Origin of the sequence: Candidatus Kaelpia imicola (assembly GCA_030765505.1) — a bacterium.
GTDB classification, from domain to species: domain Bacteria; phylum Omnitrophota; class Gorgyraeia; order Kaelpiales; family Kaelpiaceae; genus Kaelpia; species Kaelpia imicola.
On the sequence record JAVCCL010000026.1, the window covers coordinates 48,609 to 66,539 of the forward strand.

A 17,931-nucleotide genomic window follows, 5' to 3' on the forward strand; every position below is an offset into this window, starting at 1 on the left:
ATATGAAGATATTGATGCTGCATCCACATGACATCTTTCATTTAAGTGAGCCTTGGACGATAAGGATAAAATCTATAGCTAAAGAGTTCAAGAGAGAAGGTCATGAAGTAAGAATAGCCTATTTCCCGCTTAACCATAAAAGTCTCAGGAATTCGCTCTTTAACTATAGCGGTATTGATATAATAACCTTGGACAGAAGAAGAGGTCTGGGGGTATTCTTTAAAAATATCAAAAGACTTATAAAAGAGGTTGAATGGGCAGATATCGTCCATTTTCAAAAATGTTTTCACTACTGCTCTATTCCCGCTGTAATAGCAGCTTGGATAAAAAATAAACCTTTACATTATGATTGGGATGACTGGGAGACAAAAATATATTTTTACGGAAAACCGGCCTCTCCAGTTATAGGACTGTATATCTGGATGCTTGAAAGAGCGTTGCCGAAGTTTGTAGACTCTATCTCCCTCTCCAGCAGAAGGCTTGCCCAGCTCGCAACGGATAACTACGGTATATCCAAAAAGAGGATTACAGCTGCTCCTGTAGGTGCGGATTCAGATGAGTTCAAACCTGAGAATAGAGGAGAAGAGATAAGGAGAGAGTATCGCATCAATGGACCCATAGTCTTATACCTTGGTCAATTACACGGCGCCCAATATGCTGAACTGCTGATTCATGCTGCAAAGATTGTTATCCAGTGGCATCCGACAACAATGTTCTTTATTGTCGGAGGGGGCTATAGGTTGGAAGAGCTCAAAAAGACGGCAAGAGAGTTCGGGCTCTCAGATAGGATCATATTTACCGGCTCTCTTCCTCATAGTCAGATGAGGAGATATACAGCAGCAGCCGATGTCTGTGTAGGCTGCTTCGCCAGAAATGATATTACAATGTGTAAGAGTCCTTTAAAACTTGCCGAATATCTCGCATCAGGCAAGGCTATAGTTGCAAGCAATGTGGGTGAGGTTAGAAATATGGTCGGAGGAGTCGGTGTATTAGTAGAACCCGGCAATCATATTATCTTAGCAGGCGGAATAAGCGAACTTCTCTCTAGGCCGGATCTAAGAGCAAAGATGGGTGTCCTGGCAAGAAGAAGAGCGCTTGAAAGATATAACTGGAGCTGGAGCGCAGAGAACATTATGAGCATATACAGAAGAGTTCTTAAGGGTTATGAGCTTAAAAGATTATGAGCTGGTATTTATAACAAGAGAACCCCCTGAGCTTTCCGGAGCAAAGTACAGAGCTTATAATTTCACAAAGATATTAAAAGAGAGCGGGTATAGAGCCGAGGTTATATCCTACTCTGCAGACCTTGGAGCTTATTCGGGTATCTTAGAGCAGTATCTCTCAATAGCTGATAAGATAGGCTATAATTTAAAAGCCTATCTTAAGTTCAGGCAATACAAGAATCCTGTTTTTATAATTCAGCGCTTTAATTATCACTCTCTGGCTCCGCTATTGTTCTGTCTTAAAAACAGGATAAAATTCGTATATGATATAGATGATTGGGAGTTTAGGGAGAATATCGATTATTTTAAAGGTCTATTTCCAAGATCAAAAGCAGAGTTTCTGTTCAGAAAGACAGCAAAGAGAGCGGCTCTCTGTATAAGCGGAAGCCATTATCTGCAAAACTATATAATTACCATTACACCAAAAAGCTATTACCTTGCTCCGGGAATAGATACTGAATTATTTAAACCTGAAATGGAGAAGGCTGCTTTAGCCAAAACTTTAGCCTGGGTGGGAACAATGTTCAGAGAGGAGGATTACATCAATTTAAAGTATCTCTTCAAGATAATGAAAAATTTACCTCATCTTACACTTGAGGTAGTAGGAGACGGTCATTATAAGAATAAGATTGCAGCAGAGTCCAAGAGACTAGAGCTTAAAAATATCGTCTTTAGAGGCTGGATGGAGAGTTCCAGAATCCCTGAGTATCTCGAAAATATAAGCTTGGGATTATTTCCTCTTAAGGTGAAGAACAGATTTACAGAGGCTAAGTTTCCGGTAAAAGTACTGGAGTTTATGAGTAAAGGTATACCTACTGTTGCAACATCATTTGGTGAGGTTAAAAATATAATCAAAGATGGAGAGAACGGCTTACTTGCTGAAGATGAGAATGATTTTAAAGATAAGATAGAGATGGTATTAGAAGATAGCAGGTTATATTCCCGGATCTCAAAATCGGCTAGGGAGAGTGTGATAGCAAACTATTCTGACCGCAGGCAGACTCAGAAGCTGATATCAATATTGGATAGAGAGCTATGAATAAAAAGGTAGTTCTTATGAACTCTGTAGGTAAGGATGATATCGGACGCTTTATCATACACTCTCCTTCCAGGTGGTCTGAGGGTGTGGAGAGACTATCATCCTGGTTCTGTTATTATCCATGGGAGCTTGCTTATGCAACTGCCTTACTTAAGAAGAAGACCTCCTATAAAATCAAGCTCATAGATCCCTGCCTCGGGAGGTGGGATAAAGAAGAGACTCTGAGCAATATCTTAGAAGAAGAGCCGGACTGGTTGATAGTAGAGAGTGCTACGCGGACAATATCTGAGAATCTCTGGGTCGGAAAGAACATAAAGAGAATAACTCAGACTAAGATAGTATTCGTTGGCCAACATGCTACTGCTTTTCCTCAAGACCTTATCTCCAGAGGTGTAGATTATGCGGCTATCGGAGAGTATGAAGAGACATTACTTGAGTTGTTGGTAACCGAAGATAGTTCTATAGCCGGACTCTATCCAAATCAACGCAGGCCGTTAGTAGATATAACAAAATTACCCTGGCCGGAAGATAGAGATCTAAAGAGAATCGAATATGGCAGCCCTGGCGAACCAAGTTCAGAATATCTTGAGATTCAGGCCTATGCCAGCCGCGGCTGCTACAGAGACTGTCCTTTCTGTGTCGCAAGAAACGTATATTACAACCAATCTAAGCAGAGATTTCGTAAGGTAGCTGATATTATATCTGAAATAGAGTATCTAAAAAACAGCTATCCCCGGCTTGAGGGTATTTTTTTTGATGAAGAGTCTCATAACTCAAGCAAAGATTTTATCAGGGAATTAACATCAGCAATTATAAGTTCAGGATTGAATAGTTTAAAATACGAAGCTATGTGCGACCTGAGATTCCTGGATAGAGAGAGCATGGATTGTATGAAAAGAGCAGGATATTACAAGGTTCGTTTCGGAATAGAGACGGCTTCTGAAGAGTTGGCCTTATCAATAGCCAAGCCTATCTCAGTTGATAAAACTCTCTCCACTTTAAGTTATGCTAAAGAGATAGGGCTAAAGACCTATACTACTTTTATGTTTGGTTTACCTGGTTCAAACGTTAAAAGGGATGGTCAGACAATAGATTTCATCTCCCGTATCATAAAACAGGATTTAGTAGATAACATACAGATATCTCTGGCTACACCTCAACCGGGTACCCCTTTCTATAATTGGGCAAAAGAGAGAGACTTTATTACAGATAACGATCCTCACTCTTTTGACGGAGGAGGACCAGCTATTTTAAACTATCCCGATTATGGAAAAGAAGAGATAGAAGAATTATTGAAAATGGCTGTTATAAAAAGAGACCACCTCTTCTTTATGAATAATCTCAGAAAGCATCCCTTTGGTTTTATAGTTAAACGTTACAAGCGTTACGGTTTGAAGTTGTTGATAGAGAAACTGTTAAGGCGTATTAAAACAGAGCTGCTTTACTTAAAGCTCTCCAAGAGAAGGTAATCTATGGAAGAGACTATCTCAGTTGTAGTGGTAAATTATAACAGGAGAGAGTATCTTTACAACTGTCTTAAATCAGTCTCAAACCAAAGCTATTGCAATATTGAGCTTATAGTTGTAGATAATGGCTCATCTGATGGTTCTATTGAGATGGTCGAAGGAGAATTTCCGGAAGTAAAGATAGTTAAAAATAGAGAGAATATATTTTTGGCAACCCCTTATAATCAGGGCATAAGATATTCTATAGCTTCTCTTATACTCTGTATGAATAATGACGTTATCTTGGAGAGGGATTATATCAAAGAGTCGGTTCCGGTTTTTAAAAAAGATAGACGTATAGGTTCTGTAGCCGGCAAGCTTATAAACCCAATCACAAAGCTTATAGACTCAACGGGTCAGATATTAACACGCGCCAGGCGCGGCTGTGAGAGAGGTTACAGAGAAGAAGATTCCGGTAACTATAGTGAAGGATATATCTGGGGAGTAGGAGGAGCGATTGCTTTTTACAGAAGAGAGATGTTAGAGGATATAGAGATAGAGAATGAATATTTTGATCAAACCTACAAAGCCTATCTGGAAGATCTGGACCTAAATTGGCGAGGGAAGAAAAGAGGTTGGAAATCATATTTTAAACCCAGCGCTGTTGCTTTTCATTATCGGGGAGTAACGGGTTGGAGAGAGAGATCTCGTTTTGGGTTCTTAAACCTTAATAATGATCTAAAAGTACAGTATCTAAAGAATAGATACGCAACATTGATAAAGAATGAGACTCTGGGCGATTATATTAAGAACCTGCCTTACATCCTGCTCTACGATAGCTGCCTTCTGATTCTCTTGATTTCAATTAACCCCTTATGTATACTGTACCTCGTAAAAGATATCTCCTGGCTTAAGAGTGCTCTCAGGAGAAGGAGAACCATAAAAGAGAGATGGCTAAATTAACTATACCCCTGATAAAAGATAAGAAAGAGCAAAGAGAGAAGATCACAATGCTTACAGCCTATGATTATCCAACCGCAAGGTTGACAGAGAGAGCGGAGATTGACATGGTTTTAGTAGGAGACTCTCTCGGTAATGTGATATTGGGGTATGATTCAACCCTTCCTGTAACTATGGATGAGATGCTGCATCATACAAAAGCAGTTCGAAGAGGAGCAAAGAATACTTTCCTGATAGCAGATATGCCTTTTATGTCTTATCAGGTCTCAAATGAAGAAGCGCTGCGTAACGGAGGAAGGTTTATTAAAGAATCAGGAGCTGATGCTGTAAAGCTGGAAGGTGCAGAGATAGCGAAAGATAGGATAGAGACACTTATTAAAGCCGGCATACCTGTCCTGGGCCACCTGGGTTTGACTCCTCAAACAGCCGCTATTTTAGGAGCTTATAAGGTTCAAGGCAGAGAGCTCTCTTCGGCAAAGAAGATATATAAAGAGAGTCTGCTTTTGGATAAACTGGGCTGCTTTGCTATTGTCTTAGAATGTGTTCCTCAACAGCTGGCAAAGATAATAACAGGGGCTCTATCAATCCCTACCATAGGTATCGGTGCAGGTAAAGATTGCGATGGTCAGGTTCTGGTAACGTATGATATGCTGGGAATAGGAGAAGGAGAGAAGAGAAAATTCGTAAGAGAGTATCTTAATTTAGAAGATGAGATATTAGAGGCGCTAAAGAGTTTTAAATCGGATGTCTTAAAGAGTTCTTTTCCATCTCAAGAGAACTCATTCAATATAGACAAAAATATTCTGGAAAAACTCAAAAAAGATATAGAGGTAGAGAAGGGTGATTAAAAAAATAAAGAAGGTTTCAAAGGTTTTCTTTCTCTTTCTGAAGAGTATAGTCTATAATTTTAACCAGGATAAATGCAAATTGCATGCAGCAGCACTCTCTTTTATTACCATTCTTACATTGATACCCTTTTTAGCCTTAATATTTGCGATATCAAAGGGGCTGGGTATTCAGAATTACTTCCAAGATATTGTCATTCATAAGATTGCACTGGGAAAACAGGATATCTTCCTCAAAATTCTGCAATATATAGAGAATACCAATCTTAAGAATCTCGGGACCGCAGGCATCATTGTCTTGCTTCTTGCTATGATAAGGCTCTTAGGTTCAATAGAAGAGGTGTTTAACGCTGTATGGAATGTAGAGTCGGCTCGCAGAATAACAAGAAAGATATCTGACTATCTAACAATCGTAGTACTCTGTCCGATATTCGTATTTATGACTTTTACATTTACAGCAAGCTTGAGCTCCAATGCTCTTGTTCAGAGCCTGCTTCAGAATGACCTATTAAACAACGCCTACTTGTATTTTATTAGATTCCTGCCTTTTGTAAGCATCTGGGTTGCACTATCAATATTCTATATGTTTATGCCGAATATTAAAGTAAACCTGACATCGGGAGTGATCTCTGGAGTAATAGCAGGTACAATATGGCAGATATTCCAATGGGCCTATATTCAGTTTCAAATAGGGATTATCAAATATAATGCAATCTATGGGACCTTTGCCAGTGTTCCCATATTCATTGTCTGGATATATTTTAGCTGGGTAGTAATACTCTACGGGGCAGAGCTGGGTTTTGTATTTCAGAACCGGAAGAACCTTGAAGGTATTTCCAGAAAGGACGATGATTCATTGCTTGAGTTCAACGAGCTCTATAATTTCCTTAAACTTATTGTCAAAAGGTTTCAAGACGGAAAGTTCCCTCTTGATTACGAACTCATTCTTTCAGAGTTTAATCTTCAAAAGAGTAAGATAGTAAGGCTGATAAATTACCTCCAGCAGCATAAGATACTGAAAAGAAAAGAGAATGAGCTCTATTTTATAAAAAACCCCTGCAATGTAAAACTGACCGAGGTATTTCTGCCTCAAGAGATTCATTCAGACAACGAAAAAGCTGCTCAGATAATGCAGGGTATCTTAAAGAGAGAAGAGCTCCAAAACCATACTCTTACGGATATTATCTAAGAACATCTTTATTTAAAAAGGAGCGGGCTATGAAGAAAAAATCTTTAATCTTAACGGTAGCGGTCTTATTTCTAACAATAAGCAATTCGCTTTACGGTTCCGATCTTGACGATGTTTTAAAAGGAGTTTTCTCGGCTGTATCGGAGCCGGCCAAAACCTATATCTTTAGTGCGGGTGAGAAAATATTCTCTAACATGGGAGAGGAGCTCTATTACTCCGGTTATGAGTATTCAGGTAATAGAAAGACGCTGCTGCTTACATATATAGAGAGCGGCAGTGCTATATTGATGAAATTTCCAGAACCGGATTTAATCATCGTCCGGGATATGAGATTCAAGATAGTTGAGTTCAACAACCAGCAGTTTAGAATAGAGAAAGTATACCGTTAAGAAAAAAAAGGGGTTAAGTTTATGGGATTTAAAGATTTGCCCGATATAATGAGGCTTGCTCAGGAAGCTAAAAAGGTTCAGAGAGAACAGGAAGAGATGCAGAGAAAACAGACTGAGGCACTAGAGAGAATAGAGCAGGCTCTTACGGAAATACTTCTAGAGTTAAGAGAGAGATGAGTTTTCTTTTTAAAAAAACATTTCTTCTGTCAGGATTCTCATTGCTTCTCATTTCAGGCTGTACGGGGGTAAATTACAATATTCTTACCGGAAAAGAGAATCTTACTTTTATCTCAGAAGAGAGAGAGGTCAAGCTGGGAAAGAAAATATCCAAGCAAGTAGAAGAGGAGTATGAGATAATTCAGGACCCCAGAGTAAAAGATATTGTAAAGAAGGTAGGTTATAAAATAGTTGATAGCTGCGACAGAAAGGGAGTCGTATACTACTTCGAAGCTATCAAAAGAAAGAGAGACGAAGATAGAGAGGAGCCGAATGCTTTTGCCTTACCCGGGGGATATATCTATATAAACGACAAGCTTCTTGATCTGATCGGCTGGGAGAACGAAGATGAGATTGCTGCAGTACTTGCTCATGAGATATCCCATATCGTTTTAAGGCACAACATTCTTAAACTTCAGGAAGTAATAGGTACTCAAGCTCTACTTATAATGGTGGGTACAAGTACACCCGATGCACGTACTGCTAAAAACAGCCAAGTTGCCATGATATTGCTGCTTCTTGCTTACAGTAAAGAAAGAGAATTTGAGGCAGATAGATTGGCTTTAAAATATCTCCAGAAAGCTGATTTCAACCCCCAAGGAATGATATCTCTATTAAAGAAAATACAAAAATTTCAATTTGACTCACCAATAAAAAGATATTATCTAAAAACACACCCTTATTTAGACGAAAGAATCGAACAAGTTCAAAAAGAACTTAAGATATATAACAATATTCTGTATTAAATATTAATATCCACTCTTAAAAAATAGCATCCATCGTAGTTTTTTTAAAATCGCTTTTTTTGACAACCCATTATGTATGTGTTATCTTTATAACATAAGTTTATTGCTTATAATGGAGCGGGGATGAAAAAAATACTGTCATTACATTTAACAGTCTTACTTTTATTTTCTGTTGTCTTATCCAGTATCGATACAGAGCAATCCCTTCCTTTAAGAAGAATTAAAAGCACCTCTTTTATTGAAGATATTATAGGCAGCCGCAATATCAAATTAGTAGGCTTAGATTTAGATTTTACGCTCTCGGAACCATGTGAACCAATAACTATAGAAGTAATAGAGCAGCTCATAGCGCTTAACAAAGAAGAGGTTCATATCTGTATTATTACAGGAGCGCTTTTTAAAGTAGTTGAAAATAGAGTACTAAACCCGCTGCGCAATTTTATAGAAACAGAACAGGTAGATTTTGACTGGGAGAAATTCTACCTTTTTACCGAAACCGGCTCATCAGGTTATATCTTTAATTCATTAAGTGAAGAGAGAAGAATATTTCATAGAGAATTTGACCAAATGCAAAACGACGCTATAGATCAAGCCTGGGAAGATTTTAACTCCCGATACGGAAAGGACAGTACAACTGATACCTACAGAACATCCGGAAAATCCACTGTTTACTTTAAAAGTACCGGGATAGAACCGATAACAGAATATGTAAATTTCCTAAGAGAAAAACTCCAAGGTCTTGATATCGAAATCACAGCAGGCGGAAACTTGGAGTCAATTGATCTTACCTGCTGCAATAAAGGTGAAGCTGTTTCTGTTATTCAATCTCTATTGGGATTAAGAAGCAACGAATTAATGCTGGTTGGGGACTCTTTTAAATATGAGTTTTCCAATGACAGACATATGGCAGCAAATGGAGCATTGGTATTCAATGTTGGGGAAAAAGCAGAAAACTTAGAAGGGGCTTATAACACAGGTGAGCTCTTTCCATATCTTGCAATGGGTCCTCAAAGAACACTAGCACTACTGAGGGTTTTAGAAGACAGATTTACTAGTTTTAACAATATATTCCGCGATATACGGGAAGGTTAGCGCTCAACTTACTATAGAGAAATTCAATACAACGACTGCAGAATAAAAATACATGGTATGAACATGCCAAAACTTAATTCAAAGGGAAGCTTGCAATACGAAACAGGATTTCTGGCTATCAGCGTTTTTGATAATGAAGAAAAGATATTGGCCTATCACGTTATCTACCCAACTTCAAGAGGTTACCAAGTAGTAAAAAGCATAAGAAAAGATGCTGTTTTAAACTCTAGCTACACTGAATTAATTGCTAAGGCCAATGATGCATTTAGGATTGAGCCCTGCCTGACTGAACCAACAGATATGACAATACAACCTAGCAGCGCTAATATCCTGCGCTCTTATCTTGCATTCTATTTTTATGAACGTTTCAACACACCAGGCGCAAGCAGGTTAGAGAAATTCATCAACGCAGTAGATAAACTGAAAGAGATGGTAGAGGAATCTTTTCTGAAAGAAGAAAATATTCCAGACCCTAGAACAATCGCAGACAGGCTTAATATACCCTAATGCAAGCCTAGACAAAGGCACAGATTTCACTAATTATGGTAGATATTATTACCATATAGTAAAAAATTACCCCGGTGGAGTCCCGGCTTTAAGCAGAGTTTTAGATGAACTAATACAGGAAGACCGCTATTATGAAACAGCAAGAGTAAAAATTGCAGATTTTATACTTGGCTACATTGAGTCTAATTCTGAAAAATTTCTCAATGTAAAATTTCCATCTAATCGAGAAAGATTACGCTCGATATTAATGGATTTTGGCGAGGCCTTAGGTATAAATTACAAATTGTATATACGTGATTAAGCATTTTTTAGCTCTTCGGAAATTATTAATACCTAAAAAAATATCTAATATTTCAATTTAAACTTGACTGCTACAACCCCTAAGATGTAAATTAATACCATATAATTAGATAAGTTGCAAAAATAATTATTGCGGAGAAAACTTCTATGACTACCAGGAAATACCACCTTATATTTGCCCAAATTAGCCTTATTTTAGCCTTAATTAACACATTTTTAGTATATATATTAAATTGCCCTTCCTTTGTGATGAGCGGCAATTATAATTACCGGCCAACGACAATTAAAATTCCCGAAAAATAGGCTGGAGATGGTAATCTATTTAGACTAAAGATAAGGAGGTCTAAATGGTTATCGATCAACAGGTAAGGAGGTTGTTGTTACTCATGAAAAGTGAAAAAACTAAAGCAATAGCAGCGGCTGATTTTTTATATCGGCTGCAATATACAATTAATCAGCCGATAGAGAATATGCAGACAGATAATGGAAGTGAGTTTACCTGGCATTTTGACCGAACAGCAGATAGATTGAAAATAGATAGATATTTTTCCAGAGTTAAAACACCGAAAGATAACCCTGAAGCTGAGAGATTTAATCAAACTCTAAAATATGAGTGGTTATATGATAACAATTTAGATTTAGATTGTGATAGATTTAATAGAGAGTTAACTGAATGGCTGATAGAATACAATTTCAACAGACCTCATGAAACTCTTGATTACTTGACTCCTATGGAGCATATAGAAAACGAGTTGACTAAAATTAGAAGCCCTGTCAAAGTGTTACCTATGTGGTCAGCCAGAACATATTCTTGATTTTTTCACCCTGTTGTGATATACAAGTGCTATGCAAATCTCCAAAGATACTGTAACTCATACAGCTCATCTGGCCAGGTTATATTTAAACGATCGTGAGATAGAGCAGTACTTAAAACAGATAGAGGATATACTGAATTATATTGATAAATTAAAAGAGCTGGACGTTAAAAATATAGAACCTACCTTCCATGTCTTAGAGCTTAAAAACGTATTACGTAAAGATATTGAGAGACCGTCGCTTCCGGTAGAAGAGGTGCTTCAAAACGCTCCGGATAGAGAGGGTAACTCTTTCTCGGTGCCCAAAGTATATTAAATGAACCTCACAGAACTCAGCGCATATAAGCTCAAAGACCTTATAGATAAAAAAGAGGTTAGGATAAAAGAGGTTGTTGAATCTTATTTAGAGAGAATAGAAGAGAGTGATAAGGATATAAACGCTTACATATCAATAGATAAAGAACGGGCTATTGAAGAAGCAGAGAGACTGGATAGGGATAACAGCGATCTGCCGCTTAAAGGGCTGCCTATTGCAATAAAAGATAATCTCTGTGTTAAAGATGAGCCTACGACTTGCGGTTCTAAAATATTAGAGGGTTTTAAGCCTCCTTACAGCGCGACAGTAATTGAAAATCTAAAAAATAATGGTGCGATACTCTTAGGAAAGACAAATATGGATGAGTTTGCCTTTGGTTCTTCCTGTGAGACTTCCTGCTATGGCGTTACGAAGAATCCTCATGATACCTCAAGAGTACCGGGCGGCTCTTCCGGAGGTTCCGCTGCAGCGGTTGGAGCTAAAGAGGCTCTTTGGGCGCTGGGAAGTGATACCGGCGGCTCAATACGCCAGCCTGCATCTCTATGCGGAGTGGTGGGACTAAAGCCTACCTACGGCAGGGTATCCCGTTACGGTTTGATAGCATTTGCATCCAGCCTGGATCAAGTCGGTCCTCTGGCAAAAGATGTTAAAGATACTGCCCTGCTTCTTGAGGCAATATCAGGTTATGACCCGAGAGATTCGACCTCTTCCAATAAAGAGAGTCCAGAGTACAGTAAAAATTTAGAACCTGCTCTTAAAGGTATAAAGGTAGCGATAGCGGATGAATATTTCCCTAAAGGAGTAGATGGTGAGATTAAAGATAGAATAGATAGAGTGCTGGAGCTATTAAAAAAAGAGGGGGCTACTGTAGATAGGATAAGCCTGCCTCATACCGAATATGCAGTAAGCACTTATTATATAATAGCTCCTTCTGAAGCAAGCTCAAACCTGGCCCGTTACGATGGGGTAGAGTACGGTTTGAGAGTCAAGAACGCAGACTGGATAGAGGGGGTAGCAAACCCAATGGTTAAGATGTATCTGGCAACAAAGTCAGAAGGCTTTGGAGAAGAGGTTAAGAGAAGGGTAATATTGGGAACATACTCATTATCAAGCGGATATTATGATGCCTACTACTTAAGAGCGGCCAAAGTAAGAACTCTTATAAAGAGAGATTTTCAGGAGGCTTTTAAGAGATATGACTGCATTATATCTCCAACCTCTCCTACAGCCGCTTTTAAGCTGGGAGAGAAGAGAGAAGATCCTCTTAAGATGTATCTATCTGATATCTTTACGATTCCAGCCAATCTGGCCGGAATACCAGCAATATCAATACCTGTAGGTAAAAACAGTGAGAATCTTCCCTTAGGTCTCCAGATAATGGCTGACTATTTTCAGGAACAGAGATTATTGAATATAGCTTACGGGATAGAGAGAGCTTATAGCGGACTATGAAATATAAGACTACGATAGGGCTTGAGATACATATCCATCTTGGGAGTAAAACAAAGATATTCTGCTCTTGCTCTACAGCATATACAAAAGAGCCTAATACGCATACCTGCCCTGTCTGCCTTGGCCTTCCTGGGGCACTCCCGGTCTTAAATGAGAGAGCCTTTCATTATGCTATAAAAGCTGCTCTGGCCTTAAACTGTAAAGTTTCTGAACATGTCAGTTTTGACAGAAAGAACTACTACTATCCGGATCTACCCAAGAACTACCAAATATCTCAATATAGTTTTCCGGTGGGCAGAGCTGGAGTTTTGAATATTAACGGTAGAGATATCCGTATCAACCGTGTCCATATGGAGGAGGATGCCGGGAAATTGATACACTCAGAAGATAATAAGAGAAGTTTCATCGATTACAACAGAACCGGAGTTCCGCTGATAGAGATTGTAACCGAACCCGATATAGATTCACCTCAAGAAGCATATGACTTTCTTCAGGAGCTTAGAACTACGATACTCTATCTTGGTATATCTGATTGTAACATGGAAGAGGGGAGTTTAAGGTGTGATTCAAATATATCTCTATCTAAAGAGGATGCAAAAGAATTGGGAAGGAAGATAGAGTTAAAGAATATGAATACATTCCGGGGTGTTAAAGAGGCCTTGGAATATGAGATAGAGAGGCAGAGAGCGGTGCTTGAAGACGGTAAAGAGGTTGTTCATGAGACCCGCCTCTGGGATGAGAGCAGGCAGATGACGGCTGCGATGAGAAGCAAAGAGGATATCCATGATTACAGATACTTTCCTGAGCCTGACCTGGTTAAATATGAAATACCGGAAGAGCTGAAGAACAGCATTAAAGAAGAGCTGCCGGAGTTACCGCCGAAGAGAAGAGAGAGGTTTAAGAGCGAATACAGCTTGAATGATTACGACACTGAATTACTGGTAAAAGATAAGAGTATTGGAGATTATTTCGAAGAGGTTTTAAAGAACTATGATAATCCCAAGCCGGCCTGCAATTTTATAACATCCGATATAACAGGGGCGGTCAATGAGCGCGGAATAGATTTTAAAGACATAAAGCTTTCTGCTTTAAGTTGTGCTAAGCTGCTCAATATGATAAAGGATAAAAAGATATCAATAAAGATAGCAAAAAGCATTCTGCCTGAACTTATAGAGAGAGAGCTTGACCCTCTGGTTATTATTGAAAAAAAGAATCTGATGCAGATAAATAGAGAATCCGATATTCAAAATGTAATAGTCCAAGTCATAAGAGAAAACCCCGGGGCTGTTAGAGACTTTAAAAGCGGCAGGAGAGAGGCGATTAAATTTCTTATAGGACAGATTATGAGGGTAACAGAAGGAAGAGCAAACCCTGGAATAGTTAATAAGCTGTTAAATCAGGAACTGGGAGGCCTAATATGAAAAGAGTTCTATTGTTAATCGTTACCATGACAGTTATCTCGATAATCTCGTATAATATCTCAAGTTATTCGCTGGATATTGAGCTCAATGAACCAACCAGTAGTAACGATCAAGACTTATATTCAAATCTTGAGGTATTCTCTGACGTTATAGCTCTCATTCAGCAAGAGTATGTAGAGGAAGAGCAGCCAAAAGATATGATCTACGGAGCACTTCAAGGGATGCTGGGAGCACTGGACCCTTATAGTCAGTTTTTAGAGCCTGACATCTATCAAGAGTTACGAGTAGAGACCGAAGGTGAGTTTGGAGGTATAGGGATAGTAATTGCCATAAAGACCGGAGTGCTTACGATAATATCGCCTCTTGAAGGTACGCCGGGATATGAAGCAGGGTTACAGGCCGGAGATAGGATAGTAAAAATAGCTGATGAGAGCACGAAGGGAATTACTCTTATGGAGGCTGTCAAAAAATTGCGGGGTAAACCCAAGACAGAGGTTGCTCTTACAGTACTAAGAGAGAGCGAACAGAGACTAATAGGGTTTAAAATCGTAAGGGATATTATAAAGATAGAGAGTGTTAAAGAGAATAAGATTATAAGTGACAATATAGGCTACATTAAGATTCTTGAGTTTCAAGAGAACACATTGCCTGATTTCAAAAAAGCACTAAAGAGCCTTAAAGATAAAAAGATCGAAGGTCTGATAGTCGATTTAAGGAATAATCCCGGCGGACTTCTTGATGTAGCAGTAGCTATAACAAGTGAGTTTTTGCCTAAAGGGAAGCTGGTAGTTTATACCCAGGGTAGAAATGCTAAGCAGGATATGAAGTTTCACTCTATAGGGGGAAGTTTTTTAAAAGAGCCTCTGATTATTCTCATAAATAGAGGCAGCGCAAGCGGCTCTGAGATTTTTGCCGGGGCAATAAAGGATAATAACAGAGGGCTGATTGTAGGTCAGACTTCGTTCGGGAAAGCCTCCGTACAGACAATCATACCTTTAAAAGATAATTCAGCAGTGAGATTGACAACAGCTCATTATTATACTCCAAGTGGAAACTTGATACATGAAAAGGGAATAGAGCCCGACGTTAAAATAGATAGGAAGAGATTCGGGTCTTTATCTAAAGAGACTAAACCTGAGTTAGATACCGAAACTATGTTTGAGGATATCGAAGAAGGAAAAGAAGAGATATCGATTGAAGAGAAAAAAGATAAGCTGGATTTTGAGCTTGAACGAGCAATAGATATCATGAAGGGGTTGGTCAAGTATAATAAGATGCTCTCTGAATCTTAATGAGACTCTCTTTAAAGCTATTAATTGCGCTATCTGTTACAATCTCTCTTTTCTATTTTTTACCTCGGGACTATATCAGGAAGACAGAGAGAATCGAATCCTACTTAAAGAACTACTTAGGTTGTTTCGGTATTGACAGTTATGCATTAAAAAAAGAGTCTAGAGAGATTTATAAAAAATCCGGCTCCAAATATCTAATAGTAGAGAGAGAGTACGAAGTGCCTCCTGATTTCCCTTTCTATGCATTTCGGGAAGAGCTCAAGAGCATATTGGAAAAAGAAGGTTTTTTTATAGAAAGAGATAGAACGTATAGTGAAGCAGGGTATAGAATAATTTTTAAAAAACTACCGCTGTATATCATCAGATTGGTTAAGAAAGATAGAGGCTATCTGGCTATAGTTCTTGATGACTTTGGATATGACAACAAGACTCTCCACTACTTAAAAGAGATAGCAATACCTTTAAACATATCGATACTTCCCAGTCTGAAATATTCAAAGAGTGTAAGCCTCACAGCCAGCAAAAACGGCCATGAAGTACTTCTCCACCTGCCGATGGAACCAGTTAAAAGTAAAAAGATAGAGAGACACCTTGAGAAAAGTACGATTAAAAGCACGACCCCGGATGAAAAGATAATAGAGGAGCTGCACGGTTTTCTGAATGAACTAAGAGATGTTAAAGGGGTAAATAACCACATGGGTTCATCTCTATGTAGAGACAGAGGGAAGATGACTGTTATTTTAAAGATTCTCAAAGAGCGGGATCTCTACTTTTTGGATAGCCGTGTGGTGTCAGACTCTAAAGGTCCGGAGGTAGCAGAAAAACTGAATTTAAAATGTTTTCAAAGAGATGTTTTTATAGACAATATTGAAAACAGCGAATATATTGAAAAACAGATCAGAGAGGCGATACGTCTGGCAAAACGGAAAGGTTTTGCAATAGCAATAGGCCATGACAGAGAGAGAACACTTAAGACCATATTAAGCATGTTAACCGAGATAAAAGAGGATACCTACCCGATTAAGTTATCGGAGTTAAGATGAGAATACTGGGAATAGAGACCTCATGCGATGAGACTTCAATAGCCATTGTCAAAGACGGCAGTATTGTAGAATCAAATATTGTAGCTTCCAGCATAGAACTGCATAAAAAATATGGGGGAATAGTACCTGAGATAGCAACACGTCACCACGTAGAGGTAATACTTCCTGTCTTAAAAGAGGCGCTCTCTGAATCAGGGATAGAGTTATCCAAAATAGACGTTCTGGCCGTTACACAAGGGCCGGGATTAATAGGCTCGCTTATGGTGGGTATCACATTTGCAAAATCTATCGCCTATGCTCTGGGGCTACCGCTAATACCGGTAGACCATATTTTAGCCCATCTATATTCACCCTACCTAAATCAAGCAGGCATAGAGTTTCCTTACTTAGGTCTTGCTGTTTCAGGCGGCCATACAAGCCTATTTGTAGTTAATGGTTTTTGCGATTTTAGACTAATCGGAAAGACTAGAGACGATGCCTTGGGTGAATCCTTTGATAAGGTTGCTAAGATGCTTGGGCTCGGTTTCCCCGGAGGCCCAGAGGTAGAGAGAAGGGCAGAGAGGGCAAAAAAAAGAGATACTATCTTTACCCCGCCGAAAATAAGAGATGGTTACGACTTAAGCTATAGCGGTCTTAAGACCGCAGTGCTCTACCATCTAAAGAGACAGGAGAGACTTGAAGATTCTGATATTGATGAAGTATGTTATGGATTTCAGAAAGCAGCTTTAGAATCCCTGCTTTTCAAGGTAGAGCAGGCTTTGGCTGATTTTAAACTCAAGAGGGTTCTTGCCGGCGGAGGGGTCACAGCTAATAGCAGACTAAGAGAGTTACTGAAAAAATTAGAGGCAGATGTATATCTGGCTGATAAAAAATATTCATCAGACAATGCAGGAATGGTTGCAGGTCTTGCCTATCGACTGTATAATAAAGACAGAGAGATAGGCTTTGATTTAAATTTTGAACCTTATTCGATATTTGGAGAGAGATGGACTTAGCCGATATTTTTAAAATCTTGCTGGCATTGATACTCTCAGGGTTGATTGGTCTTGAGAGAGAACGGCACGGAAGAGCTGCTGGTTTCAGAACCCATATGCTGGTTGGAATAGGCTCTGCTCTGATGATGATCACATCAATAAATATGCACAGACTCTACGGTGCTCCTGCAGACCCATCCAGGATAGCAGCACAGGTTATAAGCGGAATAGGTTTTCTGGGGGCAGGAACAATAATACGTTTTAAAGCCTCAATACGCGGTTTAACTACGGCAGCATCTCTCTGGGCTGTTGCCGGAATAGGGCTTGCAGTAGGTTCCGGCGGATACAGCTCAGCAATAGTAACAACTGCGATAATTCTAGGAGTTCTTTTTCTACTGCCTGACTTTGAAAGAAATATTTTAAGAAGCCCCACTTTTAAAACTCTACAGATAGAAGGTTCAAAAGACTTAAAAATACTTCAGGAGGTTAGACTGATACTGGCTGAATACAAGAGTGAGATAAAAGATTTCAGCATCAAGACTCTATCTGATCAGGAAGATAGCTGCTTGATAGAGCTTAACCTAAAGATGCTGGATAGATATGCTGAAGATATTAAAAACGATCTCATTAGGATAGCGGGTATAAAATCAATAAATTGGATCTAAAG

19 protein-coding genes are annotated in these 17,931 nt (G+C 38.9%); all 19 read left to right on the forward strand.

The window, feature by feature from the left end; translation table 11 throughout:
• The first annotated feature begins 2 nt into the window (after window positions 1-2).
• The 19 genes from P9L98_04525 to P9L98_04615 all read left to right on the forward strand — a co-directional run bounded on the left by P9L98_04525 (window position 3) and on the right by P9L98_04615 (window position 17,929).
• On the forward strand, window positions 3-1,184 hold the full coding sequence (locus tag P9L98_04525) for a glycosyltransferase family 4 protein (GenBank protein MDP8216562.1): 1,182 nt from the start codon (window positions 3-5) through the stop codon (window positions 1,182-1,184).
• Entirely contained in the window at window positions 1,165-2,262 is a 1,098-nt protein-coding gene (locus tag P9L98_04530) for a glycosyltransferase family 4 protein (protein MDP8216563.1), read from the forward strand. The genes P9L98_04525 and P9L98_04530 overlap by 20 nt, the downstream gene beginning before the upstream one ends.
• Window positions 2,259-3,731, forward strand: a complete 1,473-nt coding sequence (locus P9L98_04535; GenBank protein ID MDP8216564.1) for a radical SAM protein — start codon at window positions 2,259-2,261, stop codon at window positions 3,729-3,731. The genes P9L98_04530 and P9L98_04535 overlap by 4 nt, the downstream gene beginning before the upstream one ends.
• Window positions 3,732-3,734: 3 nt before the next feature.
• Window positions 3,735-4,670: a glycosyltransferase family 2 protein gene (locus tag P9L98_04540; protein MDP8216565.1), complete on the forward strand. Its 936-nt coding sequence runs from the start codon at window positions 3,735-3,737 to the stop codon at window positions 4,668-4,670.
• A complete protein-coding gene (gene panB / locus P9L98_04545; protein MDP8216566.1) occupies window positions 4,658-5,515 on the forward strand; it encodes a 3-methyl-2-oxobutanoate hydroxymethyltransferase in 858 nt (285 codons plus the stop codon). The genes P9L98_04540 and panB overlap by 13 nt, the downstream gene beginning before the upstream one ends.
• Entirely contained in the window at window positions 5,508-6,701 is a 1,194-nt protein-coding gene (locus tag P9L98_04550) for a YihY/virulence factor BrkB family protein (GenBank protein ID MDP8216567.1), read from the forward strand. Before panB ends, P9L98_04550 begins: the two co-directional genes overlap by 8 nt.
• A gap of 29 nt (window positions 6,702-6,730) precedes the next feature.
• On the forward strand, window positions 6,731-7,090 hold the full coding sequence (locus P9L98_04555; protein ID MDP8216568.1) for a hypothetical protein: 360 nt from the start codon (window positions 6,731-6,733) through the stop codon (window positions 7,088-7,090).
• 21 nt (window positions 7,091-7,111) lie between these two features.
• The gene (locus tag P9L98_04560) at window positions 7,112-7,267 is read left to right on the forward strand and encodes a hypothetical protein (protein ID MDP8216569.1); all 156 of its coding nucleotides are present in this window, start codon (window positions 7,112-7,114) and stop codon (window positions 7,265-7,267) included.
• Window positions 7,264-8,052 carry a M48 family metalloprotease gene (locus P9L98_04565; protein MDP8216570.1) on the forward strand — a complete coding sequence of 263 codons (789 nt, stop codon included), beginning with the start codon at window positions 7,264-7,266 and terminating at the stop codon, window positions 8,050-8,052. Before P9L98_04560 ends, P9L98_04565 begins: the two co-directional genes overlap by 4 nt.
• Before the next feature lie 123 nt (window positions 8,053-8,175).
• On the forward strand, window positions 8,176-9,144 hold the full coding sequence (locus P9L98_04570) for a hypothetical protein (GenBank protein MDP8216571.1): 969 nt from the start codon (window positions 8,176-8,178) through the stop codon (window positions 9,142-9,144).
• 57 nt (window positions 9,145-9,201) lie between these two features.
• Complete coding sequence (locus P9L98_04575; protein MDP8216572.1) at window positions 9,202-9,651, forward strand: hypothetical protein; 450 nt, start codon at window positions 9,202-9,204, stop codon at window positions 9,649-9,651.
• A gap of 686 nt (window positions 9,652-10,337) precedes the next feature.
• Window positions 10,338-10,766, forward strand: coding sequence for an integrase core domain-containing protein (locus P9L98_04580; GenBank protein ID MDP8216573.1), 429 nt, complete (start codon window positions 10,338-10,340; stop codon window positions 10,764-10,766).
• Between the two features lie 31 nt (window positions 10,767-10,797).
• Entirely contained in the window at window positions 10,798-11,082 is a 285-nt protein-coding gene (gene gatC / locus P9L98_04585) for an Asp-tRNA(Asn)/Glu-tRNA(Gln) amidotransferase subunit GatC (protein ID MDP8216574.1), read from the forward strand.
• Window positions 11,083-12,534 (forward strand): Asp-tRNA(Asn)/Glu-tRNA(Gln) amidotransferase subunit GatA, encoded by a 1,452-nt coding sequence (gene gatA / locus P9L98_04590; GenBank protein ID MDP8216575.1) that lies wholly within the window; start codon window positions 11,083-11,085, stop codon window positions 12,532-12,534.
• The gene (gene gatB, locus P9L98_04595; GenBank protein MDP8216576.1) at window positions 12,531-13,955 is read left to right on the forward strand and encodes an Asp-tRNA(Asn)/Glu-tRNA(Gln) amidotransferase subunit GatB; all 1,425 of its coding nucleotides are present in this window, start codon (window positions 12,531-12,533) and stop codon (window positions 13,953-13,955) included. Before gatA ends, gatB begins: the two co-directional genes overlap by 4 nt.
• Window positions 13,952-15,247 carry a S41 family peptidase gene (locus P9L98_04600; protein MDP8216577.1) on the forward strand — a complete coding sequence of 432 codons (1,296 nt, stop codon included), beginning with the start codon at window positions 13,952-13,954 and terminating at the stop codon, window positions 15,245-15,247. Before gatB ends, P9L98_04600 begins: the two co-directional genes overlap by 4 nt.
• Window positions 15,247-16,290: a divergent polysaccharide deacetylase family protein gene (locus tag P9L98_04605; protein ID MDP8216578.1), complete on the forward strand. Its 1,044-nt coding sequence runs from the start codon at window positions 15,247-15,249 to the stop codon at window positions 16,288-16,290. The genes P9L98_04600 and P9L98_04605 overlap by 1 nt, the downstream gene beginning before the upstream one ends.
• Entirely contained in the window at window positions 16,287-17,285 is a 999-nt protein-coding gene (gene tsaD / locus P9L98_04610; protein ID MDP8216579.1) for a tRNA (adenosine(37)-N6)-threonylcarbamoyltransferase complex transferase subunit TsaD, read from the forward strand. Before P9L98_04605 ends, tsaD begins: the two co-directional genes overlap by 4 nt.
• Window positions 17,276-17,929 (forward strand): MgtC/SapB family protein, encoded by a 654-nt coding sequence (locus P9L98_04615; protein ID MDP8216580.1) that lies wholly within the window; start codon window positions 17,276-17,278, stop codon window positions 17,927-17,929. Before tsaD ends, P9L98_04615 begins: the two co-directional genes overlap by 10 nt.
• Window positions 17,930-17,931: the final 2 nt, after the last annotated feature.

Bases quoted from the DNA above. Each gene is read 5' to 3' on its own strand.
- P9L98_04525 (MDP8216562.1), top strand. From the start codon at position 3: ATGAAGATATTGATGCTGCATCCACATGACATCTTTCATTTAAGTGAG.
- P9L98_04530 (MDP8216563.1), top strand. From the start codon at position 1,165: ATGAGCTTAAAAGATTATGAGCTGGTATTTATAACAAGAGAACCCCCT.
- P9L98_04535 (MDP8216564.1), top strand. From the start codon at position 2,259: ATGAATAAAAAGGTAGTTCTTATGAACTCTGTAGGTAAGGATGATATC.
- P9L98_04540 (MDP8216565.1), top strand. From the start codon at position 3,735: ATGGAAGAGACTATCTCAGTTGTAGTGGTAAATTATAACAGGAGAGAG.
- panB (MDP8216566.1), top strand. From the start codon at position 4,658: ATGGCTAAATTAACTATACCCCTGATAAAAGATAAGAAAGAGCAAAGA.
- P9L98_04555 (MDP8216568.1), top strand. From the start codon at position 6,731: ATGAAGAAAAAATCTTTAATCTTAACGGTAGCGGTCTTATTTCTAACA.
- P9L98_04560 (MDP8216569.1), top strand. From the start codon at position 7,112: ATGGGATTTAAAGATTTGCCCGATATAATGAGGCTTGCTCAGGAAGCT.
- P9L98_04565 (MDP8216570.1), top strand. From the start codon at position 7,264: ATGAGTTTTCTTTTTAAAAAAACATTTCTTCTGTCAGGATTCTCATTG.
- P9L98_04570 (MDP8216571.1), top strand. From the start codon at position 8,176: ATGAAAAAAATACTGTCATTACATTTAACAGTCTTACTTTTATTTTCT.
- P9L98_04575 (MDP8216572.1), top strand. From the start codon at position 9,202: ATGAACATGCCAAAACTTAATTCAAAGGGAAGCTTGCAATACGAAACA.
- P9L98_04580 (MDP8216573.1), top strand. From the start codon at position 10,338: ATGAAAAGTGAAAAAACTAAAGCAATAGCAGCGGCTGATTTTTTATAT.
- gatC (MDP8216574.1), top strand. From the start codon at position 10,798: ATGCAAATCTCCAAAGATACTGTAACTCATACAGCTCATCTGGCCAGG.
- gatA (MDP8216575.1), top strand. From the start codon at position 11,083: ATGAACCTCACAGAACTCAGCGCATATAAGCTCAAAGACCTTATAGAT.
- gatB (MDP8216576.1), top strand. From the start codon at position 12,531: ATGAAATATAAGACTACGATAGGGCTTGAGATACATATCCATCTTGGG.
- P9L98_04600 (MDP8216577.1), top strand. From the start codon at position 13,952: ATGAAAAGAGTTCTATTGTTAATCGTTACCATGACAGTTATCTCGATA.
- P9L98_04605 (MDP8216578.1), top strand. From the start codon at position 15,247: ATGAGACTCTCTTTAAAGCTATTAATTGCGCTATCTGTTACAATCTCT.
- tsaD (MDP8216579.1), top strand. From the start codon at position 16,287: ATGAGAATACTGGGAATAGAGACCTCATGCGATGAGACTTCAATAGCC.
- P9L98_04615 (MDP8216580.1), top strand. From the start codon at position 17,276: ATGGACTTAGCCGATATTTTTAAAATCTTGCTGGCATTGATACTCTCA.